General features: G+C 61.3%; 24 protein-coding genes. 8 read left to right on the top strand and 16 right to left on the bottom strand.

Annotated features, from left to right (window positions below):
- Nucleotides 1-13: 13 nt before the first annotated feature.
- The 4 genes from L1K66_RS06765 (at nucleotide 14) to glnA (ending at nucleotide 3,364) form a co-directional block, all read left to right on the top strand.
- On the top strand, nucleotides 14-367 hold the full coding sequence (locus tag L1K66_RS06765) for a hypothetical protein (RefSeq protein WP_034952424.1): 354 nt from the start codon (nucleotides 14-16) through the stop codon (nucleotides 365-367).
- Nucleotides 368-398: 31 nt separating this feature from the next.
- A complete protein-coding gene (gene argC / locus L1K66_RS06760; RefSeq protein WP_252260181.1) occupies nucleotides 399-1,322 on the top strand; it encodes an N-acetyl-gamma-glutamyl-phosphate reductase in 924 nt (307 codons plus the stop codon).
- A gap of 205 nt (nucleotides 1,323-1,527) precedes the next feature.
- Complete coding sequence (locus L1K66_RS06755; protein WP_034952418.1) at nucleotides 1,528-1,866, top strand: P-II family nitrogen regulator; 339 nt, start codon at nucleotides 1,528-1,530, stop codon at nucleotides 1,864-1,866.
- A gap of 88 nt (nucleotides 1,867-1,954) precedes the next feature.
- Complete coding sequence (gene glnA / locus L1K66_RS06750) at nucleotides 1,955-3,364, top strand: type I glutamate--ammonia ligase (RefSeq protein ID WP_034952415.1); 1,410 nt, start codon at nucleotides 1,955-1,957, stop codon at nucleotides 3,362-3,364.
- 135 nt (nucleotides 3,365-3,499) lie between these two features.
- Here glnA and L1K66_RS06745 read toward each other — a convergent pair whose 3' ends face one another.
- The 3 genes from L1K66_RS06745 to L1K66_RS06735 all read right to left on the bottom strand — a co-directional run bounded on the left by L1K66_RS06745 (nucleotide 3,500) and on the right by L1K66_RS06735 (nucleotide 5,364).
- Nucleotides 3,500-4,156, bottom strand: coding sequence for a hypothetical protein (locus L1K66_RS06745; protein ID WP_252260180.1), 657 nt, complete (start codon nucleotides 4,154-4,156; stop codon nucleotides 3,500-3,502).
- Entirely contained in the window at nucleotides 4,153-4,359 is a 207-nt protein-coding gene (locus tag L1K66_RS06740) for a helix-turn-helix transcriptional regulator (protein WP_252260179.1), read from the bottom strand. The genes L1K66_RS06745 and L1K66_RS06740 overlap by 4 nt, the downstream gene beginning before the upstream one ends.
- A 198-nt stretch (nucleotides 4,360-4,557) precedes the next feature.
- Entirely contained in the window at nucleotides 4,558-5,364 is an 807-nt protein-coding gene (locus L1K66_RS06735; protein ID WP_252260178.1) for a hypothetical protein, read from the bottom strand.
- Nucleotides 5,365-5,438: 74 nt separating this feature from the next.
- On the opposite strand from L1K66_RS06735, the gene L1K66_RS06730 reads away from it, so the two are divergent.
- Nucleotides 5,439-6,158: a lysozyme gene (locus L1K66_RS06730; protein WP_252260177.1), complete on the top strand. Its 720-nt coding sequence runs from the start codon at nucleotides 5,439-5,441 to the stop codon at nucleotides 6,156-6,158.
- Here the strand turns inward: L1K66_RS06730 and L1K66_RS06725 are convergent.
- From L1K66_RS06725 to L1K66_RS06710, 4 genes are all read right to left on the bottom strand, one after another.
- Nucleotides 6,152-10,378 (bottom strand): translocation/assembly module TamB domain-containing protein, encoded by a 4,227-nt coding sequence (locus L1K66_RS06725; protein WP_252260176.1) that lies wholly within the window; start codon nucleotides 10,376-10,378, stop codon nucleotides 6,152-6,154. The genes L1K66_RS06730 and L1K66_RS06725 overlap by 7 nt on opposite strands.
- The gene (locus L1K66_RS06720) at nucleotides 10,378-12,492 is read right to left on the bottom strand and encodes an autotransporter assembly complex protein TamA (RefSeq protein ID WP_252260175.1); all 2,115 of its coding nucleotides are present in this window, start codon (nucleotides 12,490-12,492) and stop codon (nucleotides 10,378-10,380) included. The genes L1K66_RS06725 and L1K66_RS06720 overlap by 1 nt, the downstream gene beginning before the upstream one ends.
- A 49-nt stretch (nucleotides 12,493-12,541) precedes the next feature.
- Nucleotides 12,542-13,387, bottom strand: coding sequence for an arginyltransferase (locus tag L1K66_RS06715; protein WP_034952398.1), 846 nt, complete (start codon nucleotides 13,385-13,387; stop codon nucleotides 12,542-12,544).
- 263 nt (nucleotides 13,388-13,650) lie between these two features.
- Complete coding sequence (locus tag L1K66_RS06710) at nucleotides 13,651-14,916, bottom strand: threonine ammonia-lyase (protein WP_252260174.1); 1,266 nt, start codon at nucleotides 14,914-14,916, stop codon at nucleotides 13,651-13,653.
- Between the two features lie 136 nt (nucleotides 14,917-15,052).
- On the opposite strand from L1K66_RS06710, the gene L1K66_RS06705 reads away from it, so the two are divergent.
- The 3 genes from L1K66_RS06705 (at nucleotide 15,053) to L1K66_RS06695 (ending at nucleotide 18,240) form a co-directional block, all read left to right on the top strand.
- Entirely contained in the window at nucleotides 15,053-15,958 is a 906-nt protein-coding gene (locus L1K66_RS06705; RefSeq protein WP_252260173.1) for an NAD(P)-dependent oxidoreductase, read from the top strand.
- Between the two features lie 8 nt (nucleotides 15,959-15,966).
- Nucleotides 15,967-17,616 carry an amidohydrolase gene (locus L1K66_RS06700; protein ID WP_252260172.1) on the top strand — a complete coding sequence of 550 codons (1,650 nt, stop codon included), beginning with the start codon at nucleotides 15,967-15,969 and terminating at the stop codon, nucleotides 17,614-17,616.
- Between the two features lie 405 nt (nucleotides 17,617-18,021).
- Nucleotides 18,022-18,240, top strand: a complete 219-nt coding sequence (locus tag L1K66_RS06695) for a hypothetical protein (RefSeq protein WP_034952390.1) — start codon at nucleotides 18,022-18,024, stop codon at nucleotides 18,238-18,240.
- 102 nt (nucleotides 18,241-18,342) lie between these two features.
- On the opposite strand, the gene tatC is transcribed toward L1K66_RS06695, so the two are convergent.
- The 9 genes from tatC to L1K66_RS06650 form a co-directional block, all read right to left on the bottom strand.
- Complete coding sequence (tatC, locus tag L1K66_RS06690) at nucleotides 18,343-19,161, bottom strand: twin-arginine translocase subunit TatC (RefSeq protein WP_252260171.1); 819 nt, start codon at nucleotides 19,159-19,161, stop codon at nucleotides 18,343-18,345.
- Nucleotides 19,162-19,171: 10 nt separating this feature from the next.
- Nucleotides 19,172-19,558, bottom strand: a complete 387-nt coding sequence (tatB, locus tag L1K66_RS06685) for a Sec-independent protein translocase protein TatB (protein WP_252260170.1) — start codon at nucleotides 19,556-19,558, stop codon at nucleotides 19,172-19,174.
- 47 nt (nucleotides 19,559-19,605) lie between these two features.
- The gene (gene tatA, locus L1K66_RS16540) at nucleotides 19,606-19,983 is read right to left on the bottom strand and encodes a twin-arginine translocase TatA/TatE family subunit (RefSeq protein WP_407931980.1); all 378 of its coding nucleotides are present in this window, start codon (nucleotides 19,981-19,983) and stop codon (nucleotides 19,606-19,608) included.
- Nucleotides 19,943-20,596, bottom strand: a complete 654-nt coding sequence (gene scpB, locus L1K66_RS06675) for an SMC-Scp complex subunit ScpB (protein WP_252260169.1) — start codon at nucleotides 20,594-20,596, stop codon at nucleotides 19,943-19,945. Before scpB ends, tatA begins: the two co-directional genes overlap by 41 nt.
- Nucleotide 20,597: 1 nt before the next feature.
- A complete protein-coding gene (locus L1K66_RS06670; RefSeq protein WP_252260168.1) occupies nucleotides 20,598-21,449 on the bottom strand; it encodes a segregation and condensation protein A in 852 nt (283 codons plus the stop codon).
- Nucleotides 21,446-22,468, bottom strand: a complete 1,023-nt coding sequence (nagZ, locus tag L1K66_RS06665; RefSeq protein WP_252260167.1) for a beta-N-acetylhexosaminidase — start codon at nucleotides 22,466-22,468, stop codon at nucleotides 21,446-21,448. Before nagZ ends, L1K66_RS06670 begins: the two co-directional genes overlap by 4 nt.
- A gap of 104 nt (nucleotides 22,469-22,572) precedes the next feature.
- Nucleotides 22,573-23,268 (bottom strand): SPOR domain-containing protein, encoded by a 696-nt coding sequence (locus tag L1K66_RS06660; RefSeq protein WP_252260166.1) that lies wholly within the window; start codon nucleotides 23,266-23,268, stop codon nucleotides 22,573-22,575.
- Between the two features lie 15 nt (nucleotides 23,269-23,283).
- On the bottom strand, nucleotides 23,284-25,032 hold the full coding sequence (gene argS / locus L1K66_RS06655; protein WP_252260165.1) for an arginine--tRNA ligase: 1,749 nt from the start codon (nucleotides 25,030-25,032) through the stop codon (nucleotides 23,284-23,286).
- Between the two features lie 89 nt (nucleotides 25,033-25,121).
- Nucleotides 25,122-25,772: a hypothetical protein gene (locus L1K66_RS06650; RefSeq protein WP_252260164.1), complete on the bottom strand. Its 651-nt coding sequence runs from the start codon at nucleotides 25,770-25,772 to the stop codon at nucleotides 25,122-25,124.
- Nucleotides 25,773-25,803: the final 31 nt, after the last annotated feature.

Raw genomic sequence — 25,803 nt, 5'->3', positions numbered from 1 at the left:
ACAGAAGAAAAAGATGAACGGGGCGCCCAGCCTGATCACAACCTATGAAGTGCCGTCCGGTGGACTGGGTCTGAAAGGCCCGGTGGCAAAGCCTGCGCCCGGCACTCTGCCGCTGCGCGGCGATCTTGCGCATATCGCGCTGGCCGGCACGCATCTCGCCGCGCATTACGTCATCCCGCATGAACGCTTTGTCGGGCCTGACGGAGTGGCCGTTATGGAAAACACCCGCGACGATTCCCCGCAAATCACGCGTTTCGAACCCGGCACAAGGATCGAAGTGCTTGATGTCGCAGGCGACTGGGTGTGGGGTTGCCTCGGTCCGCAGGGGCCGAGCGGCTACATGAAAGCCAGCGCGCTTGCGGATTGATCCGTTTGCGATAGCCGCTTAGTTCTTGGTGATGGCTGTTCGCGTTTTCATTGATGGTGCCGCCGGGACAACCGGCCTCGAAATCCGCGATCGGCTGAAAGGCCGCGACGAATTCGAACTGTTGGTGCTGCCTGACGATCAGCGCAAGAATGCGAAGGCCCGCAAGGATGCCCTGCACGCAGCGGACATCGCAATCCTGTGCCTGCCCGATGATGCCGCGCGGGAAACGGTGGCTCTGGCCGAAGGATCGCAGGTGCGAATCATCGATGCGTCGAGCGCGCACCGTGTTGCCGAAGGATGGACTTACGGCTTTCCCGAAATCATCGGCCACAACCGCATCCGGAAGGAGCGGCTTGTTTCCAATCCGGGTTGCTATCCCACTGGCTTCATCGCGCTGCTCGCCCCTTTGGTGGACGAAGGGTTGCTGCGATCCGACTGGCCGTTCACCGTCAATGCCGTCAGCGGATATTCGGGCGGCGGCAACGCTCTGATCGACCGGTTCGAAGCGGACAAGACGCTTGCCTTCCGTGCCTATGGCCTCGCGCTCGGGCACAAGCATCTGGCGGAGATGACCCGTTATTCCGGATTGCGCCACGCACCGGTTTTCTCGCCCGCAGTGGTGCCTGCCTATCGCGGCATGGTGATCGACATTCCCGTGCCGGGACAGGCCTTTGCCGGCGACGCGGGCGCGGGCAATCTCCACGAAGTGCTCGAAGCGGCATACGAAAGCTCGCGGGTCGTGCGGGTGCATGATCGGGCCGACAATCCCGCAGAAATCATCCTCAACGCCGATGCCCCGGCCAGCGACGCGCTTGATCTCTATGTCTTTGGCGAAGGGCAGGAGGCGCGGCTGGTGGCGGTGCTCGACAACCTCGGCAAAGGCGCGTCCGGGGCCGCGATCCAGAACCTCAACATCATGTGCGGCATCGCCGAGACGACCGGCCTGCGGCTTTAGCGCCGCATTACCCTGCCCAAATATTGGGCAGCCCTCGCCCTAGCCTTAGGCACTGTTGCGCTGCGTTGCACAATATTGCTACCACATTTGGCACACGCAATGATCCTTGCGCACGGCAAAGGATCGGCTACCGAAGTATGACAAGGCTTGGCACGATTCTTGATCGAATCGTGCAAGGTTCACTGCCCGGCGGGAATGGATTTACGTGAAAAAGATCGAAGCGATCATCAAACCCTTCAAGCTCGACGAGGTGAAGGAAGCGCTGCATGAAATCGGCGTATCCGGCATCACCGTCACCGAAGCGCGCGGGTTTGGCCGCCAGAAAGGCCACACCGAGCTTTATCGCGGGGCGGAATACGTCGTCGATTTCCTGCCCAAGGTGAAGCTGGAAGTGGTCGTATCCGATGATCAGGCTGACCGCGTCGTAGAGGCCATCGCTGCCGCTGCGCAAACGGGCCGGATCGGCGACGGCAAGATCTTCGTTTCGACGATCGACCGCGCTCTTCGCATCCGCACCGGGGAAACCGATGATGACGCGATCTGACGGCACCTGCTGACAATACCCAGATCCGCCGGACGGGCGGGCATCCTCTCAAACCAGAAACTACAGAACTCAAGCTGGAGACATAAGAATGGCAAGCGTGAATGACGTCCTGAAACAGATCAAGGACGAGGAAATCGAGTGGGTCGACCTGCGCTTCACCGATCCCAAGGGCAAGTGGCAGCACCTCACCATGGCCGCCAGCGTCATGGACGAAGATTCGCTTGAAGACGGCCTGATGTTCGACGGTTCCTCGATCGAGGGCTGGAAGGCTATCAACGAATCCGACATGATCCTGAAGCCCGACATGGACGCCGTCTATGTCGATCCGTTCAGCGCCACCCCTATGCTGTCGATCTTCTGCGACATCGTCGAGCCTTCGGACGGCCAGCTGTATTCGCGCGATCCGCGTTCGACCGCCAAGCGCGCCGAAGCCTATCTCAAATCGACCGGCATCGGTGACACCGTTTACGTTGGCCCTGAGCCCGAATTCTTCATGTTCGACGATGTCCGCTTCGAAGACGGCTATGCCGGTTCGGGCTATGCCATCGACGATATCGAACTGCCGACCAACACCGGCAAGGAATACGAGATGGGCAACATGGGCCACCGCCCGCGTGCCAAGGGCGGCTATTTCCCCGTCGCACCGGTCGACAGCTGCATGGACATCCGCGGCGAGATGGTTTCCACGATGATGGAAATGGGCCTCAACATGGACAAGCACCACCACGAGGTGGCTGCGGCCCAGCACGAACTCGGCATCACCTTCTCGACCCTAACGAAGACCGCCGACCAGGTGCAGGTTTACAAGTATGTCGTGCAGCAGGTCGCCCATGCCTACGGCAAGACCGCGACTTTCATGCCCAAGCCGATCAAGGCTGACAACGGCAGCGGCATGCACACCCACATGTCGATCTGGAAGGACGGCAAGCCGACCTTCGCCGGTAACGAATACGCCGGTCTTTCGGAAACCTGCCTCTATTACATCGGCGGTGTGATCAAGCACGCGAAGGCGCTGAACGCCTTCACCAACCCGACCACCAACAGCTACAAGCGTCTGGTTCCCGGCTTCGAAGCTCCGGTGCTGCTGGCCTATTCGGCCCGCAACCGTTCGGCATCGTGCCGCATCCCGTACGGCGCGGGCGAAAAGGCGAAGCGCGTGGAATTCCGTTTCCCCGATCCGCTGGCCAACCCGTACCTCGCCTTCTCGGCGCTGCTGATGGCCGGTATCGACGGGATCGAGAACAAGATCCATCCGGGCGAAGCCATGGACAAGAACCTCTACGATCTGCCGCCGGCCGAACTCGCCGACGTGCCGACCGTGTGCGGTTCGCTGCGTGAAGCGCTCGAAGCTCTCGAAGCGGATCACGAGTTCCTGCTCAAGGGCGACGTGTTCTCGATGGACCAGATCGAAGCCTATGCCGAACTGAAGTGGGAAGACCAGCTGCGTCTCGAAACGACCCCGTCGCCGGTCGAATTCGACATGTATTATTCTTCCTGATTGGTGGGCGAGGGGCCATCCGGCCTCTCGTCTCCTCGCTCACGCGAGAAATTCATCATTTCCAAGACCCCTTGGAAAAACGAAGGCCGCTCGGGGGGTGCCCGGGCGGCCTTTTGTTTTTCGCGATAGCCGGGATCACCTTGGCTTGAGCAGTCCACGTCGGCCCGTCGCGACGAATGTGGCGACCATACTCAGGATATAAAACATTGTGATCACGTCGATTGGGTCCTGCCCTGCGGCAAGCCCGAGGTGCTCGAGCAGCGCCCACCCGCCAACAACGGCGAAGGTAAGGCAATAGCCAATGGTCATCGCGTCGGAATTCACCGCAGCCATCAATTCATCCGACGCGCGATAGGATTGCCAGGCAAAATAGCTGCCAAGCGCGATCAGGATGCCGGCGATGATCAATGCGGTGGCAGCCGGGATCACGCCGTTTTCCCCGCCCAGCGCGGCCACCACCAGGCCCACGCCCCACAAGGACGCGGCGTAGCAGGAATGGAGCAGCATGCCGCGCTGTTCCATCAGCTCTTCCTCATCCTCGACATTGAGGATGCGCGCGCCGACTTTCGGCTTCAACGCGCCCAGCGCCACTCCCAAGCCCATGACGACATAGAAAGCACCGACCAGCACTGCGGCCTTGGTCGACTTGTCGAATTCCCCGATCCATCCGTCGGACAGGAAACTCGACACCGCGAACATGGTCACAAATCCCACGACGGCACCAATCGCCATCGCGATCAACGCTTTGCGCGTGGGCGATTTTGCATTCGCCTGATTGGTTTCGGTCATCATTCTTCCGGCTCCCAGTGATCGATAAACAGGTTTGGCACGCTCACCTGAAACAGCTTCGCCATGCGCAATGCCAGCGGCAGCGAAGGGTCGTACTTGTCGGTTTCAACCGCATTGATCGTCTGCCGCGAAACGCCCAGCCGCCGGGCCAGTTCGCCCTGGCTCCAGCCGTGCAGTTCGCGGTGATGCTTCAACCGGTTTTCCAATTTCGAGCGCCCTTTTCGAGGTGATTCGCATCAGGCCTTGTCCTGTAAAGAGCTCTTTACTGTAAAGAGGTCTTGTCAGTCAAGAGCTCTTTACATCTGTTCTTGCGCATCGCTTCCACGATGCGACATCCCCGCGGCGCTGCGGGCGCGCGGTCGCACTTGCGACACCTGCTGCGTCGCAAGACCTGCCCTTGGGGCTTAGGCGTAACGCCATTGAAGCAAGTCCACTGATTTCAAAGCCGCCTTGAAATCAGGGTGATCCTTGCGCACCGCAGCCGCGGCTTTCTTGAGATCGCCTTGCAGATAGGGTTTGAGCGCATCACGGGCTTGCTCCCATGGATAATCGTGCAAAGCGGTGAACATCGCTGTCGCAGTCACCAGCGCCTGTTCTGACAGATAGCCGCTGGCTGATGACTGCCAGCCGCTCCATTCGCCATCGTTCCATTGCTCGAAAGTTCTGGCCGAATTGGCCAGCAGGACTCCGAACCCGATGTAGACCGCTGCGCAATCTATAGCGTGCTCCAAGAGATCAGGCCCTCCCGGCGGATCACCGGCATTGACCAGCAGATAATGGCAGAGTTCATGCGCGAATGTTGCGGCCAGCGCTTCGGGCTGATGAAGCATGGCACTGGAGTATCGGATTACGACCTCTTCATCGACGACCGAGAATGTGCCGACGGCGGCATCCGACACCTCAGTGACAATTCTCGGATCAGACGGCCGCGTCGGGGCATCGAACCGTTCAAGCCGACAAACCCATTCTTCCATCCCCGCGAGGCGCTTAACCGCATCGAACAGTTCTGACGCGGTCCGGGCGGCACTCAGTTCGGGGTTTCCCGGCAGAACCAGTTCCGGGCGGATATCCGCATCATCAAGTACAGTGCGCAGCCACGCAAAGCACGCGAGCAGCCATTCGTACTCTTCGCGTTCAACCGGAGGCTTCGTGCGTGAAAACAGCATGATGTAAAGCTGGCCAGCGCCTCTTGCGAGGTCAAGCGCAATCACAACCCATTTTCCTACTCGGCGCTTTTGTGCCTAATCAGTCGGCCTCGTTCCCCCTTTTCTCGAGGCTGATACCGATGACTTATACCCCCTCCCCCACCCTCAAACCCGTTTTCGATGCCGTGCGCCGGATGCTTGGCCGTGGTTTCCGCCCTGCCGAGGTCGACGCGCTGGATCAGGCGCTCGATCCCGTCCTTCTGCCGGAAGGTGACACTTCCGGCGATAATGATGACACTCCTGCTTTTTTACCTGAGGACAGTGTTCCATGTGTTCCAAGCGTGCCTCACATACGACGAAGCGAGCGCAACCGGACACAATCTCCGCGCACCGTCGGTGATGCCGGAATTGCCCTGATCAAGCGGTTCGAAGGCTGCGCCCGGCTTCGGCGTGACGGGCTGGTAGAGGCTTATCCGGATCCCGGCACGGGCGGCGCACCGTGGACGATCGGCTGGGGCGCGACGCGCGGCGGCCTCCACGGCTTTGTCACGGCGGAGACCGTCTGGACGCAGGAGCAATGCGACGAACGGTTGGTGGACGATCTTGCGCGCTATGCTGCCGAAGTGGAGCGCGCGATCGGCGATGCGCCCACCACGCAGGCACAGTTCGATGCGCTCGTCAGCTTCCACTACAACACCGGCGCGATTGCCCGGGCCACGTTGACGCGCAAGCACCGGGCGGGCGACTACGCCGGGGCCACGGCCGAATTCGCCCGCTGGAACCGTGCGGGCGGGCGGGTGCTCAAAGGGCTGGTCCGGCGGCGTGCGGAGGAGGCGAAGCTATACCATTCGGCTCAGTAATCGCGGCTGATCTCCGCCAGCACGCTGTCGCGCCCGATGGTTGTCACCGTGCCCAGCAGTGCGAGCCAGCGGGTGATACGGTATTCGACCTGCGTGGCGCTGTAGCCCTGCCCGTCCGTCACCAGTTCGATGTAGAAACGGCGGCCAAGGTTCTTGCCCAGCGCCACCCCGGTGCCCCGGCCCAGCGCAGGATCGGCGCTGACAATGCGGAGCTGGTCCAGCCCGATCGAGCGCCTTAGCTGCCCGATCGGATCAAGCCCGGCTCCGCCACCCTGAAGCGCGGCCAGCGCCGCACCGAGCTGCACCGCGTCGGTGGCGGAAAGCGAGGTGACTGAGCCGCCGAACAACAGGCGCGCAAGGATCTCCTCCTCGGGCAAAGCGGGCGTGGACGAGAAAGCGATCATCGGTGATTGCGCATTGCCGGTGATGTCGATGGACACGTCGGTGCCGTTGGCGCTGGCTTCGGCTTCGATGTCGAGGCGCGGATCGATGGCGCGGCTTTCGTCGAACGCGATCCGCCCGCGGGTCAGTTCGAACCGGGTTCCGGCAAAGGTGTAATCGCCGCGCACCAGCCGGGCCTCGCCGCCGATGCGCGGATCGTCGACAGTGCCGCGCAAGGCAATGTCGATGCCCCATTCGCTATCGAGGCCGAGGCCGTCGACGGCAACGCGGCTGGGCGCGGTGGCATCGACGAGGTAGCGCCATGCACCGGTAGTTGTGGCGCGCTCCACTTCGATCCGGTCGGCGCGGCCGATCTCGCGCGTGGCGATCGTGGGCAGGCGCATGTCCTCCTCCGCCACGCCGAGCGCCCAGCTGGCACGGTCAACCCGGACCCGGCCCGCGATGGCGCCGCCCGAACCGTCGGAGACAATGCGCAGCGGCCCGGTGATGGTGGCATCGAGGCCATTGGCATTGAGCAGCCTGGCGTTCCGGGCTGCAGCGCGGATGTCGATCTTCGGCCCCCGGCTTGCCGAGATGTCCGCAAGATCGACAAAACCGCTACCCGTCACCGATCCATTGCCACGCGTTGCGCCGGAGAAGCGTGTGAGTTCAAGCCGCGATCCGGCAAACCGCCCGCGCAGCGTGATGCCGTCGATATCGGTTCCCGAGATCGAGCTTTGCAGCCGCAGCGCATCGCTGGCGAGATTGCCCGATATCCGCGGCGCTTCCAGCGTGCCGGTCGCGCTGGCGGACAGATCAAGCGGCCCGGTGATGTCGAATGTCTCGATCGCGGCAAGCCGCCACAGGGCTTGCGCCGATCCTTCGTAATCGAGCCTCGCATCAAGCCGGCCGCGCCTGATCCGTTGCGCCAGATCGTCGCCTGCACCCAGCCGGGTGATCCGCGCCTCGAGGCGTCCGAGTGGCGTTTCGTCTTCGCGCAGGCGCGCGCCAATCGCGAGCGCATCCGGGCCAAGATCGGCAACGGCGAAGACTTCGACAGGGTGCGACGAGAGCACAAGTCCCGAGCGGCGGAAGCCTTCGACCCGCACACGCGCACTACCGGTGGGCGCTGCGCCATCGCGCTGATTCCAGGTGAGTATGCCGGACAACCTCCCGCCTAGCCCCAGCTCAGCCCCGGCAAGGTCCGTCAGCTGCAAGGGCATGCTCGCCAGCCTTGCCTCCAGCTCGGTCCGATCACCCCCGAAGCTTCCTTCAATGATGGTATGGCCCCGCGCAAAGCTGATCTGTGTCGGCGCGAGGCGATATCCGCCATCCTCAAGCGAGGTCAGAACCGCGCGGCGCGGCATGGTGATCCGCCTGCCGCCGTATTCGCCTTGCGCATTCAACGCGATCCGGCCGGGGGCGAAATCGCCATCGAGTTTAAGCGCGAAGCGTTCCTCGCGCCGCCCCGCGATCGAAGCCGTAACATCGCCGCGCCCATCGACGATCGCGGCTTCGGCAGCAAAACTGGCGATTTCCAGTGCCCCGTACTTCAGGCCCTCACCGGCGATGTCGGCATCAATAGTCGTTGCACCTGCCCCGAAGCGGCCTTGCGCCCGAATGTCCGCGCTCGCGATGGCGATCTCTGTCTCACCACCAAAGCGCGCCTGATTGGCCTTGAGATCGGCATCCAACCGCTGCCCACCGCCCGTCGCAGGGGCAATCCGAATAGTGCCGTTGAGCCCGCCGCCTCTCAGCGCGAGATCACCGGCGATGCCCGCTTCACGCAGCAGCAGTTCTCCTGCGACATTGGTGCGAAACACCTTCAAACTCGCAATATCGATGCGCGTGGGCGCGTCAGCTGGAAGATACAGCCCGAGCTGCCCCTCGAATGGCCCAAGGGTCGATCCACCGGCTACATCTATAGCAAAGCCGTCACCCTGCGGGGCGATCCCGACCCTGACATCCGAGAGACCGGCCGCCGGAAGCGGATCGGCAAGCACAAGCTGCGCTCTTGGGCCATCGCCAGCGATCTCCGCGTCGAAGGTGAAGGGGCCGTATTGCTGGTGGCTGCCGCTTCCCGCCAAGGTCGTGCGCCCCTCGACGATCCTGCTGTCCAGCCGGGCATCAAGCCGATCGCTGGCAAGCACCACATCGCGCAACACCAGCGGCTCCTCGCCGCCAACGCCAAGGCTGCCGTCAAACCGCAACGGGTCGCCCGCCACCGTCACCACACTTTCATTGGTGATTTCGGTCAGGACACCCGACAGGTTGGCGCGCAAGCTCCACGGAAAGCCCGAACCGAACTTTAGCAGTATCTTGGAATTGGCATTGATCCTGCCGACTTCGGGAAAGGCGACCCCGCGCGCGGTGACCGGTCCGGCCAGCGCATAGGCTCCCGCCGCCGTATCGCCTCGCAAGGTCAGCTCCGCATTCAGCCCCGGAAAAGCAATACGGGCATTATCGGCTTCCAGCCGCTTGCCATCAAAGCTCAGCAAGCCGCGCAGGGTGCCGCTCTTGAGCAAGGGATCGGCATAGTCATTACCGGTGATCACCTGCCCCGCGCTGATGTTGAGCGGCACACGCAGGGTCGACCCGTCAAAGCTCGCCGTGCCATCATGCGAAAGCCGTTCGAGCCGTGCCACCCCATCAGCATCGAGCGCGGAGGCAAGCAATGTGTGTTCGATCTCAAGCTCGCGGAATGGCCCCGCAAGGGTTGCATCGAACCGCGCGTCCTCAAGCCGGGCAATACTGCCGAGCAAATCAGGATCGCGCAGCCGTGCGCGCAGGATCAGATCGTCAGCCTCATTGTCAGCGAGGTCAAGCCCGCCCGCGCTACGCAGATCAAGCGCGCCCGAAATCGCAGCCATCTGACCGTCGAGAACGCTGTCTTCCAGCGTGCCGGAAAAGGCGATCGAAACGGCATCCCCCAGCGCGCGATCAAGGATCGATCCATCGGACAAGGTTGGCTTGATCTGCCCCAGCAAGCCGTATTTGCCGCTGGCATTGGTTATGCGGAAAGCCGCCACATTAGCGAGTTGGCGCGCCCCATCTTCCGGAGCTGCCACCTCTCGCTTGACCAGCGCATGCCCCAACCAGCGTGACCATGTCCCCTGCCCCTGAATTCGCGCATCATAGGCGGCACGCAGACCGGCAATCGCCGCAATCGGGCCATCATCGGCGGCCTTGTAGTCCAGCGCCAGATCGAACCTGTCACCATCCGGCTCCACGTCGAGCAGGAAATCGATCCGGTCCTCAGGCCCGAACCGGCCTTGCGCATCAACCAATGCACGGCCTGAACGGATATCGACCTTGGCATCGAAATCGACGCGCTGAGCCACTTCGCCCGCCACACCTTCGAGCAGTGTGAGGTTTTCGATCGCCAGCTTGTCCACACGAATGTCGAAATCGGGCAGGATGGGGGCGTCAGGATCGCCGGGCAGCAGTTCGGGTATGCGCTGCAACCGGCCCCGACGCGCTGACAACTCGCGGATATCGAGCCCGCTCCACAGCCAAGCAAGCGGACGCCAGTCGAGCGCGACTTCGGGTATGGTAAGGAACGTCCCCTTGGGGTCTTTGACCACCACGTCGTGCAGGATCGCGGAGCCGTAAATATCGCCTTCGATCCGCCCCACTTCGAACCGGAGCCCTGAGGCAGGCGAAACTTGCGCGATCTGGTCTGCCACGAAACGTTTGCCGATCGGCGATGAAAGGAATGCCGCAGCCAGCAGCACCGGCGCCATCACGATCGCGATTGCCCAGCCCAGCCGCTTTGCCCAGCGGCGCTTTGCTTGCGGCTGATCGGCGGTATCGGTCATGATGGTTTCAGGCTCGCTCATCAGAACGCCTGCCCAAGGCTGACATAGACGACCACCAGAGCGTCAAACATTCCCGGATTGAGCGGAACGCCAACATCGACGCGGATCGGACCGAAGCTGGTCTTGTACCGCACACCCACGCCTGCGCCGTACTGGACAAACCGGAAATCGGGGGTTGAGCCGAGCGACACCGAACCGACATCGAAGAACGGCACGACCTCCACCGCTCCGTCGAGCAATCCGGTCTCGATGCGCGCTTCTACCGCAGCCTCCACCAGCGATCCGCCGCCGGTAGGTTCACCGAAATCGTTGAGCGGGCCAATGCTCTGGAACCCGTATCCGCGCACCGATCCGCCACCACCTGCATAAAGCCGGCGAGACGGTGCCAACTGGAATGGTTCAGCCCCCTGATTGGTGGCGAAGGCGATACGCCCGGCTATGACATTGTCGCCGAACGGCTGGTAGATGCTCGCATCGATCCGGGTGCGAACATAGTAGGTTTCATCGCCAAGCGAGCGCGAAACCTCGGGAGCAACCACACCGGTGATCCGGAAACCCTTGGTCGGGTCAAGCAAGTCATCGCTCCGGTCAATCGTCATGCTGCCGAACAGACCGGCGATCTGATAGGTCTGTCTGGGACGAGGAATGCCGCCTATGACGCGGTTGCGTTCATCGGTGTAAAGCAGTTCAAACCCGGCTTGCCATCCAAGCGGCTTCTGGAAGATCAGGTTTGACACCCGCTCCAGCCCCGCCCTGAGGCCGATGGTGCGCGCATCCACCGCCTCGGTCTCGATATCGCTGGCATAGGCATCGATCCCGATGGTCTGATCGCGCTGGCGGAAATTACGGCGGGCAAAGGTGACGCTCGCCAGCTGCTCGCGCGTGCCAATGATACCGCGCAGCCGCAGCGATCCTTCGGGCGGGAAAAGATTGCGGTGCTCCCATCCTGCTTCAAGCTTGAAGCCGTCCTCTGTACCGTAGCCGATAGCGCCCGAAATGGTCCGCAGCGGCGCACGTTCAAGCGTCACGTCAAGCGCGACTTCGCCGGGCACACCTGCTTCGGGAGGGGTGGCCTCGCGCGGGGCGATGGCGACGCTGGAAACCAACCCTGTGGCGAGAATGGCCCGCCGCAGGTCTTCCTTCATGCTTTCGCGATAGGTCTCACCCGGATCAAAGCGGGCAATCCGGGCAAGATGCCGCCCGGAAAGGAATTCGGGATCATTGCTCAGGATGTCGCCAAAGACGAATTTGCCGCCCGGTTCGACCGGCAGGGTAAGATCGCCTTCAAGCCGTGAATGATCGACCAGCAGCGACGGCTCCCCCAGCGTCGCAAAGGGATAGCCGTTTTCCCCCAAGGCGACGGACAGGTTCAACTGCTGCGCCACAATCCTGTCAGCGTAGAGCGGGTCGCCGGACGCGATGCCGAATTCGCTCCTCAGCCGCGCGCCATCAGGATCTGGCAGACGGTCAAGTGCACCCAGATCAATCCTGCCAAAGCTGTATCGCTCGCCCGGAATAATGTCGAAACGCACCCGCGGATCGCTGTCCACTGCGCTTCCGACGCGGGCCTGTTCGCGCCGTCCTCCGGACAAGAGGCGGATGACACTGCCGTCGTAATAGCCATAGTTGCGCAGTATATCGTCCAACAGCAGCTCGTCAGACCGTGCACGGGCGGCCAGTTGCGGCACGGTTTCCTGCCCGCTGTCGAGCGCCTTGATCGTGGACAGCGCCCGGAAACGTTCCACATACTCCCTCTCTTCAGGGAAGCTCGAACGATCCGCAGGAAACGCCAGCACAAGTTCATCGCCGAGCGAAACCTCTATGAGATCGGGCAGTTCCACCAGGTCAGGAGCGTCGATTTCGGTAAAGGCCAGAGCCTCCGGATCGGGTTCAAGCTCGGGAATTTCGGGGATCCAGAGATTGTCAAGCGAAGCGTTCAGATCGAACAGCGGATCGGATGGAACAACGGTAGGCTCAGGTGCTTGCTCATCAGATCCGGCAGGCTCCTGAGGATCTTCAGCGGGTGGCTGCGGCGTTTCTGGCGCACCTTGCGCAGCCCAGTCCTCTGGCCGTTCGACTGCACTTTGCGGGATCAGGTCATCGAGCGATTGCGCGAATGCCGGCGAACCGGACATCGCCACGCCGACCGCGAGGGCCAGTCCCAGCTTCGGCCAATGCAATCGCTCAGCTCGAACGGAATTTGCCGGGCTGTCCGTCTTTGCCACCGACACCCGCAACACTCCCTTTCGTCCGATCGCGCGGAGCCGTGGCGACTGCGATAAGCTTGGTTTGTTCGGCATCGTCCATTCGCTGCCACCCCTCACGCGTCAATCGTTCTAGCGGGCGGTAGCGGACTTTGTACTGCATGCGCGGCGACCCATCCACCCAATATCCCAGGTAAACATAGGGAAGGCCGTCTTCAGCGGCACGGCGGATGTGATCGAGAATGATGTAATTGCCCAGACCCGCACGTTCGGCATGATCAGGATCGTAGAACGAATAGATCATCGAGAGGCCATCGCCCTGACGATCAGTCAGGCAGGCGCCAACCAGGCGGCCCGGCTCCCCGGTTTCCGTCGGTTCGCGATACTCCACTACGGTGCTGGTGACCGGGGTGTGTTCGACCATGTCGGCATAGTCGAGTTCATCCATGGTCGACATCCCGCCGTCGGGATGCCGCACGCCGAGATATTTGGTCAGCAATTCGAACTGTTCGTCGGTCGCCCAGGGGCGGCATTCGGTAACGATCAGATCGCTGTTGCGTTTGAGATCGCGCTTTTGCGTGCCCGACGGCCGGAAATCGCGCGCCACCACCCTGACCGAAACGCATGCCTGGCAATCGAGGCAGCTAGGGCGATAGGCAACGGTCTGGCTGCGGCGGAAACCGATGCGGCCCAGTGCCTCGTTCAACTGATCCGCATGCGGCCCCTTCAACTCGGTAAAGACCTTCCTTTCGCTACGCCCGGGCAGATACGGGCACGGCGCAGGGCTCGTCACGAAGAAGCGGGGAAAGCGGATCGGAGCCGTCACGGGTCTGGCTGGGTCCTCTTGAACGGGAATCGTCTGGGCGCGTGTTAAGACATTCTTATGCCTTTTTGCCTCCGGCGGTAAAAGACCCTTAACCACAAAACAGGGTGAATTTTGGGTTACTTTGCACAAGCTGGCCAAAAGTAATGCGCCGTTCCGGAGCAATGTTTTGCAAAGTCGAAGCTGCTCGCCCGAAAGTGGGACAACACAGAAACAGGCACTTAACGGCTAATCGGGAAGCGCGACCGGGCCGGCGAATCACCTGATCAGTTGAGTTCGACAACCTGTACGTTGTAATTCGCCTCGCGCAGCGCATCGACGAGCCTTTCGACCTGCTCGGCATCGCGCGCCTCGCATTCGATATCGGTGATCAGGCCCTTTGCCGGCAGCGTCGTGAAGATGCGCTGGTGATAGATTTCAATGATGTTGACGTTGTGCGCGTCAAACAGCCGCATGACCTTGAACAGCGCGCCGGGGCGATCCTGCAAGGTCACGCGCAGCCGTGCCAGCCTCCCCTGTCGGGCAAGATCGCGCAGCAGCACGTTTGCGAGCAGCCGGGTGTCGATATTGCCCCCGCACAGCACCAGGCCGACTTTCTTTCCGGCGAACCGTTCGGGGTTCATCAGCACGGCAGCAAGTCCGGCGGCGCCTGCGCCTTCAACCACGGTCTTTTCGATCTGCAGCAGCAGCGCCACTGCCTTTTCCAGCTCGGGTTCATCCACCAGCAGGATGTCATCGACCCGCTCAGCGATTACCTTGCTGGTGAATTCGCCCGGCTTCTTCACGGCGATGCCTTCTGCAAGGGTATCACCCCCGCAATCGCGTTCCTCGCCCTTAATCTTGGCGAACATGCTTGGGAACAGCGCAGCCTGGACGCCGATGACTTCCATGTCCGGATTCAGTGACTTGGCGACAGTCGCCATGCCCGAAATCAGCCCGCCGCCGCCAATAGGCGTGACGAGGCAATCGAGATCGGGGTTCACCTCCAGCATTTCGAGAGCGACCGTGCCCTGCCCGGCGGCGATTTTGGGATCGTCAAACGGGTGGACGAAAGTGAGGCCGCGTTCCTTTTCGAGCAGCCGCGCATGGGCATGCGCATCGTCGAATGTTTCGCCTTCGAGCACAACATTGCCGCCGACGCTTTCGGTCTGCATCACTTTCACCGTCGGGGTCGTCTTGGGCATGACTATGGTGACTGGCACGCCCAACCGGGTGCCGTGGTAGGAAAGGCCCTGGCTGTGATTGCCTGCCGATGCCGCGATAACTCCGCGCTTCCTCTGATCCTCGGTAAGCTGCAACAAGGCGTTGAGCGCACCGCGTTCCTTGTAGGCGGCGGTGAACTGCAAATTCTCGAACTTGAGCCAGATGTCCGCCCCGGTAATCTCCGACAAGGTGATCGAATGCATCATGGGCGTCTTGACCACGGCGCCTTCGATACGCGCGGCAGCGGCACGCACGTCTTCGATGGTGAGATCGGCCGGAGTAGCGACGGCTTGCTCGGGCGAGGCTTGGTTTGCGGCTGGCACAGTCATGATGCGCGCCGCGCTAGCCTCCCATAGCGGCAAGGGCAATTCGAAACGCCGTAATGATGCCAAAGAAATACTTCATCCGCCCTGCAATCAGCCTTGGCGTTGGCAGTACGTGCAATAGGCTTTAGGGCAGCGAACCATGACACAACCAATCAACATTGCCTTTATCGGTCTGGGTGTGATGGGCGGGCCGATGGCCGGACATCTGGCTCGCGCCGGATACAAGGTAACGGTCTATAACCGCTCTCAGGAACGCGCCGCGCATTGGCAGGCGAAGTGGAGTGAGGAAGGGCTTCCCATCGCTTTCGCCGAAACTCCGGCCCAAGCGGCAGAGGGTGCGGATATCGCTTTCACCTGCGTGGGCAATGACGAAGACCTGCTGTCCGTTCTTGAAGGCGACAGCGGCGTTCTCGCTCTGCTTCCACAAGGCGCGCTGCTGGTCGACCACACCACCACTTCTGCCAACATCGCCCGTTCGGTTGGGGAACGCTGCGCCAATTTCGACATCGGTTTCGTCGATGCTCCGGTCAGCGGCGGTCAGGCCGGTGCCGAAAACGGCCAGCTGGCGATCATGTGCGGAGGCAGCGAGGAGGCGGTCGAGCGCGCGCGTCCGGTGATGGACTGCTATGCCAAATCCATCGTTCACGTCGGCCCGACAGGTGCGGGCCAGACGGCCAAGATGGCAAACCAGATGTGCATCGCCGGAGTGCTTGGCGGGTTGTCCGAAGCGATCCGGCTGGCACAGGGCGCGGGGCTGGACCTCGACAAGACCTATCAGGCCATCTCCGGCGGAGCCGCGCAAAGCTGGCAGATGGACAATCGCTGGGCGACGATGGTGCAGGACAAGTTCGATTTCGGCTTTGCGATCGACTGGATGCGCAAGGATCTGGGCTATGCGCTGGAGGAAGCAAAGCGGCTCGGCCTGTCTTCGCCGATTTCCGCGCTGGTCGATCAATTTTATGCCGATGTACAGGCGCAGGGCGGGAACCGGCTCGACACCAGCGCGCTGATAACCCGGCTTCCCAAGGTGAAAGACACGAAATGAGGCTTCCCATGTTCCGCACCCTTCTCGCCGCATCGGCGGCGCTGATCGCCACGCCTGCGCTGGCTGATACGCTGGTCTATAACGTCGATGGCATCACCATTGACGAAAACGGCGAGGTGAAGCGTTTCACCCAGCTGGTGTTCGACGATGATGGCGTGATCACTCGCACCCTCGAACGCGGCGAAGCGCGGCCCGAGGGTGTCGAATTCGCCATCGACGGCGCAGGGCAGGTGATGCTGCCAGGCATGATCGACGCGCATGTCCACGTCATGGGGATCGGGTTTGGCGCGCTGACGCTCGATCTTTCGGAAACAAACAGCCTTGAAGAGGCACTGGCCAAGATCGCCGCTTTTGCCGAGGAAAACGCGGGCCGCCCGTGGATTCTCGGCCGCGGCTGGAATCAGGAGAAATGGGGCCTTGGCCGTTTCCCGACCGCAGCCGAGCTCGACGCGATCGTGCCCGATCGCCCGGTCTGGCTGCAACGTGTCGATGGCCATGCCGCCTGGGCCAACAGTCTTGCGATGGAACAAGCTGGGGTAACCGCAAAGACAGTCGATCCTTCAGGCGGACGCATCATCCGCGATGCCAACGGCAATCCCACCGGTGTTTTCGTCGACAATGCCGAATCGCTGGTGGCAGACACCATCCCGCCTCCGCGCCCTGAAGATCGCAACGCTGCGCTGATGATGGCTCAAGAACGGTTGCTCGCCAACGGCATCACTGCCGTTGCCGACATGGGCACCACCATAGAGGACTGGCAAACCTTCCGCCGCGCAGGCGATGCCGGCGCGCTGCGTATCCGCATCATGTCCTACGCCAACTCGCTTGAGACGATGGAACTGATCGGCGGGACCGGGCCGACCCCGTGGCTTTATGAGGATCGGCTGCGTCTGAACGGGATCAAGCTTTATCTCGACGGGGCGCTCGGCTCGCGTGGCGCGAATCTAAAGGAACCGTATGAGGACGAGCCCAACACCCACGGCTTGCCGCTGTTGACCCCAGCGCAATTGCGCAACCGGATGAGCCGTGCGGCGCTCGACAATTTCCAGACGGCCGTGCACGCCATTGGCGATGCCGCCAATTCCGAAGTCCTGCTGGCGATCGAGGAATTGTCCGAAACCTACACCGGGGATCGCCGTTGGCGGATCGAGCACGCCCAGATCGTTGATGTCGACGATCTTGCCCGCTTTGGCGATCATGGCGTGATTGCGTCGATGCAGCCGCTGCACCAGACCAGCGACATGTTCATGGCAGAGGCGCGGCTGGGTGAAGACCGGCTTGGCGGCGCCTACGCCTGGCGCAGCGTACTGGAAGTCGGTGGCAAACTCGCCTTCGGTTCGGACGCTCCTGTCGAACCCGCAGATGTCTTTGCCGGGGTCGCGGTGGCTATCAGTCGCACGGATGCCAATGGCCGGCCATTCGGCGGCTGGCGCGCGCAAGAGGCCGTGAGCCGCGAGCAGGCGTTTGCAGCCTTCACCGCCGATGCAGCCTTCGCCGGTTTTGCCGACGGCAGGTTTGGCCGCCTGATTCCAGGCGAACGCGCCGATTTCCTGTTTGTCGACCGGGACCCCCTGCTCGCTTCGCCTTCGGAAATTCGCGAAACCGAGATTCGCGAAGTCTGGGTCGGCGGAACGCGGGTTTATGCACCTCGGGATTGATCCATTTCCGCTCTGAGTGATGACGGCAATGCCGGGATAGCGTTCAATCGCGATAGGTGTGACTACCTAGTCGCTTGATTCGCATCGGAATTTTCATAGTTTGGTCACTCATAAGCCTTAGCAAGGTCGCGAAGGGTAATGGCGGTCGCCCGTTGTTTTCCCGCCAGCCATCGCTCGTATGGCTCAGCTTGCCTCAGGCAGGTCGCAACAGGTGTTTTTCCGATCCGCTTCCTGACCGTGTGGTAGGTGAGGCAAGTGAGCCACGGCGTGCTTAAAATGTTGAAATAAAACTGTTCTGACGACACCCCGGAGCATGTTTTTCGTCGGTTTGGGGGTTGTCACCATGGCCTTGCTGGCATAGGCAGCAGGTGAGTTTGATCGCAGAAGACTCATAGGAGACTATTAATGAAAATTCGTACCCTCGCTCTGGCAACTGCGGCGGTTTCGCTCGCAGCTTCGCCGGCTATCGCAGAAGCCGCGTTTGAGCGTTCGGTCGCCCCGGTTTCGGGTGAAAGTGAACTTGAAGGCGGCTCGGGCATCCTGATTGCCGTTCTGGCTGCTGCTGCCGTGATCGGCGGCATCATCATCATCGCAGATGATGATGATGAGCCTGCCAGCCCGTAAGCTGCTTATACAGCGATCATGAAGAGGGGTCCCGTTCGGGGCCCCTTTTTTATTGTCCGGGTTTCGCATTCAGCAGATTGGCGAACCGGGCAGCCTTGCTTTTCAACCTGTCTCGTTGCCCGTCTCGGGGTTCGCGCTTGCTTTATCCGCATCGGATGCCTTGCGCTTCATCATCCGCTCTTGCACACGCATCAGCACCAGCGATCCCTCGAACAACAGCAATAAGGGGATCGCGAGGATGATCTGGCTGCCCGGATCGGGAGGTGTGACAACAGCAGCCAGCGCCACCACACCGACGATGACATAGCGGCGCGCAGCAACCAGTTGTTCACGACTGACGATACCCGCGCGGTGCAAAAGCATGAGCAAGACCGGGAGCAGGAAGGTCAGCCCGAAGGCGAGAATGAACTGCATCACCAGGCTGAGGTAATCACCGGCGCTGGGGAGCGCCTGAATCTCCAGCCCGCCTGCTGTCCCGCCAAAACCGAGAAACCACCGAAACGCTGTCGGCATAACCACGAAATAGGCCAATGCAGCGCCGCCAAGAAACAGCACCGGAGTGGCGATCAGGAACGGAAGAAATGCCTTCTTCTCGCTGGCGTACAGGCCCGGCGCGATAAACGCCCAAAGCTGATTGGCGATGATCGGAAAGCTGAGCATGAAACCGGCAAACAGGCCGACCTTCAATTCGACGAAGAAAACTTCAGGAAGCTTCGTGAAGATCAGCTGTCCTTCGCCTTCGGGAAAGGCATCCTTAAGCGGCTGAACGAGAAATCCGATAATGGGATCGGCGAAGTAGAAACAGACGCCGAAACCCACCAGCAGCGCGAAGATCGAGCGCACCAGACGGGTGCGCAGTTCGATCAGGTGATCGAGCAGCGGAGCGCGGGTTTCGTCGATGTCCTTTATCTCGAATACCATCGCAGCGCGCCTATTGATCGGACTTGGAAGCTGCGGACTCGCCGGATTGCGTATCCTTGATCTGGTCGCCGGAGGCGTCGCCGTCGGTGCGTTCGCCTTCGACTTCTCCGACCGGAGGTGGCCCCGTCATAACTGGCGCACCCTTTTCAGCCTCGGTCAAAGAGGCGGTGCGGCGCATGATTTCCTCGTTCTGCGCTTTCCACTTCTTCTCCATTTCCTCCAATTCCGCCTCGCGCACCATTGCATCGATACCAGTCCGGAAATGGGCGGAAACCTTGCGCACCTTGCCGATCCAGCGCCCGGCAGTGCGCATGGCAAGCGGCATATCCTTCGGCCCGATCACGATGACCGCGACGATGATGATTACCAGCAGTTCTGCGGCGCCAATGTCGAACATGGATGTGCCTTCATGCCGCGCGACTGTCCGCGCGGGTTTTTCTGCGATCAGCCGGGGTTATCGCTTTTCTCGCCGGTCTTGGCTTCCGTTGAGGCAGCATCCTTTGCAGGCGCTTCTATCTGGGCCTTGGCCGATGACACGGTTTCCTCGGTCTCGTTCATGCCCTTCTTGAAGCTCGAAATGCCCCTGCCGAAATCTCCCATCATTTCGGAAATCCGACCACGCCCGAACAGGACGAGGATCACGATCGCCACGATGAGGATTTGCCAGATACCGATACCGCCCATGCGAATTCTCTCTTGTTTGCCCGTTTCGGGTGATGAGGCTGGCAATATAGGGATGATAACAGGACTGCGCCAGTGACCGTTGAGATCACGGACACGATCAATCCGCCGAATCTTCTTCCAGATCGGGATCGGGCTCATCGTGATCGCCATCGTCGCTGTCTGCGCTGCCGGAATCCGCCATCGCCTCCTCGAACGCTTCGTCCACCGGATCCAGCAGCCCGGCCGCCCGTAATTCGTCGATGCCGGGCAAATCGCGACGCGATGCAAGTCCGAAGTGATCGAGGAACTCGGCAGTGGTCGCGTAGATGACAGGACGGCCGGGGACTTCACGACGACCGGCCAGCCGGATCCATCCGGCCTCCATCAACACATCGAGAGTGCCGGAGCTTGTCTGCACCCCACGGATGGATTCGATCTCCGCGCGGCTGACGGGTTCGTGATAGGCAATGATCGCAAGCACTTCGGTCGCCGCGCGACTGAGGCGACGAACCTGCTCTTTTTCGCGGCGAAGCAAATGCGCCATGTCTGCGGCAGTTTCGAAATGCCACCGCTTGCCGCGTTCGACAAGTTGGACGCCGCGACGCGAATAATGCTGCTGCAATGCTGCCAATCCATCCCGCACGAGATCCTTTTCCAGACCCCCGAGATGTGCTGCCAGCTGATCGACGGTTAGCGGTTCCTCGGCGGCAAACAACGTCGCTTCAAGCCCGCGCTCGACCTCGTCAGCCTCCTTGTGCACCTTTTCAGTCACCTTATGCCCCCTCTTTCAGGCGACGGATTCGCAGTGGCGCAAAGGCTTCTTCCTGAGCAATCTCCGCACGACCCAGCCTCGCCAGTTCGAGTGCCGCGACAAAACTGGAAGCAAGTGCCGAACGCCGCAGGGCAGGATTGGCGTGCGGAGGCAGGAAATCGCGGATTTCCATCCATTCCAGGGTCACGCCAAGCATGGCCGAAACCCGATCAAGCGCGCTTTCGAGCGTCATAACCGGGCGATCGGAAACGTGATAAATGCGAGGAGCCGTCCGCGCCTTGACCTGACCATACGCCTGAATCAACGAATAGGCATCTGATTTCCAGAGGATTTTTCGATCCGTCCTGAGCCCTTCCGGAGCGCCGCGCAGGAAGATATCGCGCCCGATCCGGTCTCTCGCCATCAATCGCGCAGCGGCCTCGCGCATCGCCCCAAGCCGCTGCAACCGCAATTGCAGACGCAGGGCAAGTTCTTCGGGACTTGGGTCTGCCTGTTCGTCCTTGGGCAGCAGCAACGCCGATTTGAGGTACGCCAGCCATGCCGCCATCACGAGGTAATCGGCTGCCAGTTCCAGCCGCAAATCCTGAGCGCGCTCAATGTAATTGAGATACTGATCAACCAGCGCCAGGATCGAAATCTGTCGCAGGTCGACCTTTTGCCGACGCGCCAGATCGAGCAGCAGGTCAAGCGGACCTTCCCACCCGTCAAGCTCCAGATAAAGAGCCTCGTCACCCTGCTTCGCGCCCTGCTTGCCGGTTTCGTCCAACCAGCCCTCGGGAAGTTCTGCCGTCGGCTCCGATGCACCTGCGGCATCGCCGGAGATCATGAACCCGTCGTCGCGATCGGCGTTCATGCGGCCTCTCCCTCAAGGGCCAGCAGTGCATCCCGCTTGGCCAGCAACTTCCCTTGCTCGGGAGAAATGGCATCGGCCAATCGCGTTGGCGCGAGAGCGCGCTCCAAACGGGCTGCGGACTTTTCGCTAATCGCCGGTACTGAGTCGCAAATGCCCTGCATTTCATCCATTTTCGCCCAGCAATTCAGGATGATGTCGCAACCGGCAGCCAATGCGCGAGCCGCCCTTTCAGGGATACTGCCATCGAGCGCTTCCATATCGATGTCATCCGTCAGCAACAGGCCATCAAAGCCGATCTGGTCGCGAATGACATCGCCGATGATAGTCGGCGACAAGGTGGCGGGCCGGTCGGCATCCCAGGCGGGAAATTTGAGATGGCCGGTCATGCCGATCAATGCAGAATTCAGCGCGCGAAACGGAGCGATGTCGTCTTCAAGCTCCTGCGCGCTTTCATGCACGGTGGGCATTTCCTTGTGCGAGTCGACCTTGCTGCGGCCATGTCCGGGCATGTGCTTGATGCATCCGGTCACCCCTCCGGCAGCCAGCCCGTCGAGTATCGCACGCCCGATCGCAGCAACCTGCACCGGGTCGCTCCCCAGTGATCGATCACCGATTACATCGTGCGCACCGGTCTGGCGCAGGTCGAGCGGCGGATGATAATCCACGGTGATGCCCATGGCCGAAAGTTCCAGCGCCATTGCGTGGGCTCCAGCACGCGCTGCCTCGATCGCACTTGCCGGGGCAAGCCGGTACAACCGGTCGAAAGCCTCACCCGCCGGATAGGCAGACCAATGCGGCGGGCGCAGACGGGCCACCCGCCCGCCTTCCTGATCGATCGAGATCAACAGCCGCTCGCGCCCGTGGAGTGCACGCAATTCATCGGTTAGCGCCCGCAATTGTTGCGGATCCTCGCAATTGCGCCCGAACAGGATGTAACCAGCCGGATCCGCATCGCGGAAGAAATCGCGCTCATCCGCTGTCAGGCGGGCGCCGGAGCATCCGAAAATTGCCGGTGTCATGGCCAAAACCTTGCAGCGTGCAGCAGATCAGGCAAGCGCGCTAACCACTTGTCCGCCACATTTGACGGGGAAAGGCGGTGGGAAAGCGACGAATTGCGGGTCGTTCAGGGCTTTACCTGGCAATCGAGACCATCAGCCTTGAGCGCGGCGCAGAGTTGTTCCGCTGCTGCGCGATCGCTGGCGACGGCCTGAAGACGGTAGACGGTCCCGATGTCGACCACACCTTCTTCGATCCGATAACGCGCATTGTCGAGCGCATCAGTGCGGCGGCGCAGGTCATTCCAGCCCTGCTCGGCACGGGCACGCGAACTGTATGCCGCAAGCTGCACGCCGACACCGCCCGATCCGGACGATGAGGTTGCCGGTGACTCGTCGGATGAAGGTGAAGATGCGGGCGTTTGCGTCTGTGCGCTTTCGTCACCAGCGGTATCAAGAACGCCTTCACGGGTGCCACCTTCGGCAACCACAGGAGCGACATTGCCGGTACCGTCAAACTCTTTGCCGCCGGGGTCCTTCGGACGCTCCTTGATCGGGCCTTCGGGCGCCTCGATCATGCTGCCATCGGCAACCACTTCGGCATTGCCGGACTTGTTCGCGAAATACCAGACGGCACCAACTACAGCCGCAAGTATAGTAAGCAGGATCAGCGCAAATCCGATGATCTGGGCGATATCGATATCGCTACGCCCTTCGTCTTCCTCGTCAGCCTCAAGCCAAGGCAGACTGTCGTCATCGGACAGGTCGAGTTCGGATTCCTGCCCGCTGCCTTCGACTTCTTCATACTCGGCTTCGATAATCACCGATCTGCCCCCAAGTCACATCCTATCGACGGCTTCCACACCCAAGACGCGAAGCCCATTGCGCAACACTTGCCCTATTGCCTGCGCAAGGAAAAGCCGAGCCGCGGACAAACCCTTATCGTGTTTCACAATGAAGCGCTTTTCCAGGTCGGTGTTACCGAGGCTGTAGAACGCGTTCAAATCCGTGGCGAGGTCATAAAGGTAGAATGCGATCCGGTGCGGCTCGCGGGCCTTTGCTGCGGCCTCGATTTCGCGGGGGAACTGAGCGGCCCGGCGAATCAGGGCGATTTCCTCATCTCCCAGTTGTTCAACAGCGTCAGCCGAAGGGGCAATTTCCTCTTCTTCCAATGCCTTGCGCAGGGTCGACTGGATCCGGGCATGGGCATATTGCACATAGAACACCGGATTGTCTTTCGACGCTTCGACCACCTTGTCGAAATCAAAATCCATCTGCGCGTCGGGCTTGCGGGTCAGCATGGTGAAACGCACCACGTCCTTGCCCACCATCTCGACGACATCGGCTAGGGTGACGAAATTGCCGGCGCGCTTCGACATCTTGAACGGCTGCCCGCCCTTCATCAGCTGGACCATTTGCACCAGCTTGACCTCGAAGGGTTTGGGCGCAGCCCCATCGGCGCTGGTCAGTGCGGCCACGGCTGCCTTGATCCGCTTCACCGTCCCCGCATGGTCCGCGCCCCAGATATCGACGAGGGCATCAGCATTCTGGGCTTTCTGGAAGTGGTATGCGAGGTCTGCACCGAAATAGGTCCACGCGCCGTTCGACTTCTTGATCGGACGATCCTGATCGTCCCCGAACTTGGTCGAACGGAACAGCGGCAATTCCACCGGCTCCCAATCCTCGGGCGGGGCCTTGCCCTTGGGCGCTTCGAGCACGCCGTCATAGACAAGGTCGTGTTCGCGCAGCCATGCCTCTGCCGCGTCGACCTTGCCCGAAGCCTGCAATTCGGCCTCGGACGAGAACAGGTCGTGATTGATGCCGAGAGTCGCGAGATCGGCCCGGATCATGTCCATCATTGCCGCAACGGCGCGAGTGCGGAATTCGATCAACCACTCGCTCTCTGGCGCGGCGGCATATTTATCGCCAAATTCAGCGGCGAGTGCCCGTCCTACCGGAACCAGATAGTCCCCGGGATACAGGCCATCAGGAATGGTGATCTTTTCGCCGAGCGCTTCGCGATACCGCAGATGGACGGAGCGAGCGAGTACATCGACCTGCGCACCCGCATCGTTGACGTAATACTCGCGGATCACCCGGTGCCCGGCAAATTCAAGCAGGCTCGCCAGCGCATCGCCCACCACGGCTCCGCGGCAGTGCCCCATGTGCATTGGGCCAGTGGGATTGGCAGATACATATTCGACGTTGACCGTCCGCCCTGCCCCCATGGCCGATCGACCGTATTCGTCGGCGAGCGCATGAACAGCGTTCAATTCAGCGATCCACGCCTTGCGATCGAGCCGCAGGTTGATGAAGCCGGGGCCTGCAATTTCAGCGCTGACAATTGCATCATGCGCCTGCAGCTTTGCCGCGATCGATTCAGCCAAAGCCCTCGGGTTTGCTTTGGCCGGTTTGGCCAGAACCATCGCGGCATTGGTAGCCAGATCACCGTGCGAGGGATCGCGCGGTGGCTCGAGCGTGACGTTGGCAAACGACACGTCGGCAGGCAGAACGCCTTCCGCAACAAGATCAATCAGCGCGGTTTCGATGGTGCCGGCAAAGGCGGCGTAGAGTGTCTCTTGCGACATAGAATACCTGTGCGCTCCCGAGCTATCGGGGCTCCTTGGTGGGCATGCCCCAGCCTTTGCGGGGTCATGCGGATTTTTCAAGGGTTCGCTTACCTTGTGGCGTTGTAGGCCAATTGCTCTTCGGTCAGCTGAAATCCGATAAGCATTTCGAACCGGGTCCGGGCGATTGCCGCGCGAACTTCGGGGGCAGCCAACGGATCAAGCGCCGCTTCGGGATCGCCCGGACGGCGTCGGCGGGTGATCTGCTCGCGGATATCTTCCGGCAAGGATGCTGCCGCGCGATCGACAAACGAACCGGCCTTGCCGCTCGCCATTGCGCGTTCCTGTCCGTCAGCAAAGTTGAGCGTCACTTCGCCCACCCGCTTGGTCACGACGGCGCTGCCGCCCTGAAGCACAGTGACGAAATAGGGCAATGTGACCGAGCGCGCACCGCGCGCATCGGCGCGCCGGGCGTGCACATCGAAAGTCGCTTCGGTGTAGACCTTTTCCGAACTGTCGTTGCAGGTTGAACGAAGATTGGTGATCGAGGCGGTCACATCGAGATTACCAAAGGTCTGATTGCCGGCATCGCGGAAAGTCGTCACGTCACCGGTATAGTTGGGAATGCCGACCGCAGGGCAGGAAGATAGGACCGCGGTGATACCGACGCCCTGATCAACAACCAGCTCACCCTCTCGCGCACAGCCCGCAAGACCCGCAGCAAGCGCGATGGCAGTCAAAACACGGGTGCGAAACATCATTGAAAACCGTCCTCGAATATCGAACTGTATC

This window comes from Erythrobacter aurantius (assembly GCF_023823125.1).
GTDB classification, from domain to species: Bacteria; Pseudomonadota; Alphaproteobacteria; order Sphingomonadales; family Sphingomonadaceae; genus Erythrobacter; species Erythrobacter aurantius.
This window is presented reverse-complemented; position numbering and strand designations above follow the sequence as displayed.

What these genes read in the sequence shown, in the direction of transcription:
- L1K66_RS06650 (WP_252260164.1), bottom strand. Translation starts at nt 25,772, where the DNA reads ATGATGTTTCGCACCCGTGTTTTGACTGCCATCGCGCTTGCTGCGGGT.
- L1K66_RS06700 (WP_252260172.1), top strand. Translation starts at nt 15,967, where the DNA reads ATGTTCCGCACCCTTCTCGCCGCATCGGCGGCGCTGATCGCCACGCCT.
- L1K66_RS06745 (WP_252260180.1), bottom strand. Translation starts at nt 4,156, where the DNA reads ATGATGACCGAAACCAATCAGGCGAATGCAAAATCGCCCACGCGCAAA.
- tatA (WP_407931980.1), bottom strand. Translation starts at nt 19,983, where the DNA reads ATGAGCCCGATCCCGATCTGGAAGAAGATTCGGCGGATTGATCGTGTC.
- L1K66_RS06725 (WP_252260176.1), bottom strand. Translation starts at nt 10,378, where the DNA reads ATGAGCGAGCCTGAAACCATCATGACCGATACCGCCGATCAGCCGCAA.
- tatB (WP_252260170.1), bottom strand. Translation starts at nt 19,558, where the DNA reads ATGTTCGACATTGGCGCCGCAGAACTGCTGGTAATCATCATCGTCGCG.
- nagZ (WP_252260167.1), bottom strand. Translation starts at nt 22,468, where the DNA reads ATGACACCGGCAATTTTCGGATGCTCCGGCGCCCGCCTGACAGCGGAT.
- L1K66_RS06730 (WP_252260177.1), top strand. Translation starts at nt 5,439, where the DNA reads ATGACTTATACCCCCTCCCCCACCCTCAAACCCGTTTTCGATGCCGTG.
- L1K66_RS06705 (WP_252260173.1), top strand. Translation starts at nt 15,053, where the DNA reads ATGACACAACCAATCAACATTGCCTTTATCGGTCTGGGTGTGATGGGC.
- tatC (WP_252260171.1), bottom strand. Translation starts at nt 19,161, where the DNA reads ATGGTATTCGAGATAAAGGACATCGACGAAACCCGCGCTCCGCTGCTC.
- L1K66_RS06720 (WP_252260175.1), bottom strand. Translation starts at nt 12,492, where the DNA reads ATGTCCGGTTCGCCGGCATTCGCGCAATCGCTCGATGACCTGATCCCG.
- L1K66_RS06765 (WP_034952424.1), top strand. Translation starts at nt 14, where the DNA reads ATGAACGGGGCGCCCAGCCTGATCACAACCTATGAAGTGCCGTCCGGT.
- glnA (WP_034952415.1), top strand. Translation starts at nt 1,955, where the DNA reads ATGGCAAGCGTGAATGACGTCCTGAAACAGATCAAGGACGAGGAAATC.
- argC (WP_252260181.1), top strand. Translation starts at nt 399, where the DNA reads ATGGCTGTTCGCGTTTTCATTGATGGTGCCGCCGGGACAACCGGCCTC.
- L1K66_RS06670 (WP_252260168.1), bottom strand. Translation starts at nt 21,449, where the DNA reads ATGAACGCCGATCGCGACGACGGGTTCATGATCTCCGGCGATGCCGCA.
- L1K66_RS06695 (WP_034952390.1), top strand. Translation starts at nt 18,022, where the DNA reads ATGAAAATTCGTACCCTCGCTCTGGCAACTGCGGCGGTTTCGCTCGCA.
- argS (WP_252260165.1), bottom strand. Translation starts at nt 25,032, where the DNA reads ATGTCGCAAGAGACACTCTACGCCGCCTTTGCCGGCACCATCGAAACC.
- L1K66_RS06710 (WP_252260174.1), bottom strand. Translation starts at nt 14,916, where the DNA reads ATGACTGTGCCAGCCGCAAACCAAGCCTCGCCCGAGCAAGCCGTCGCT.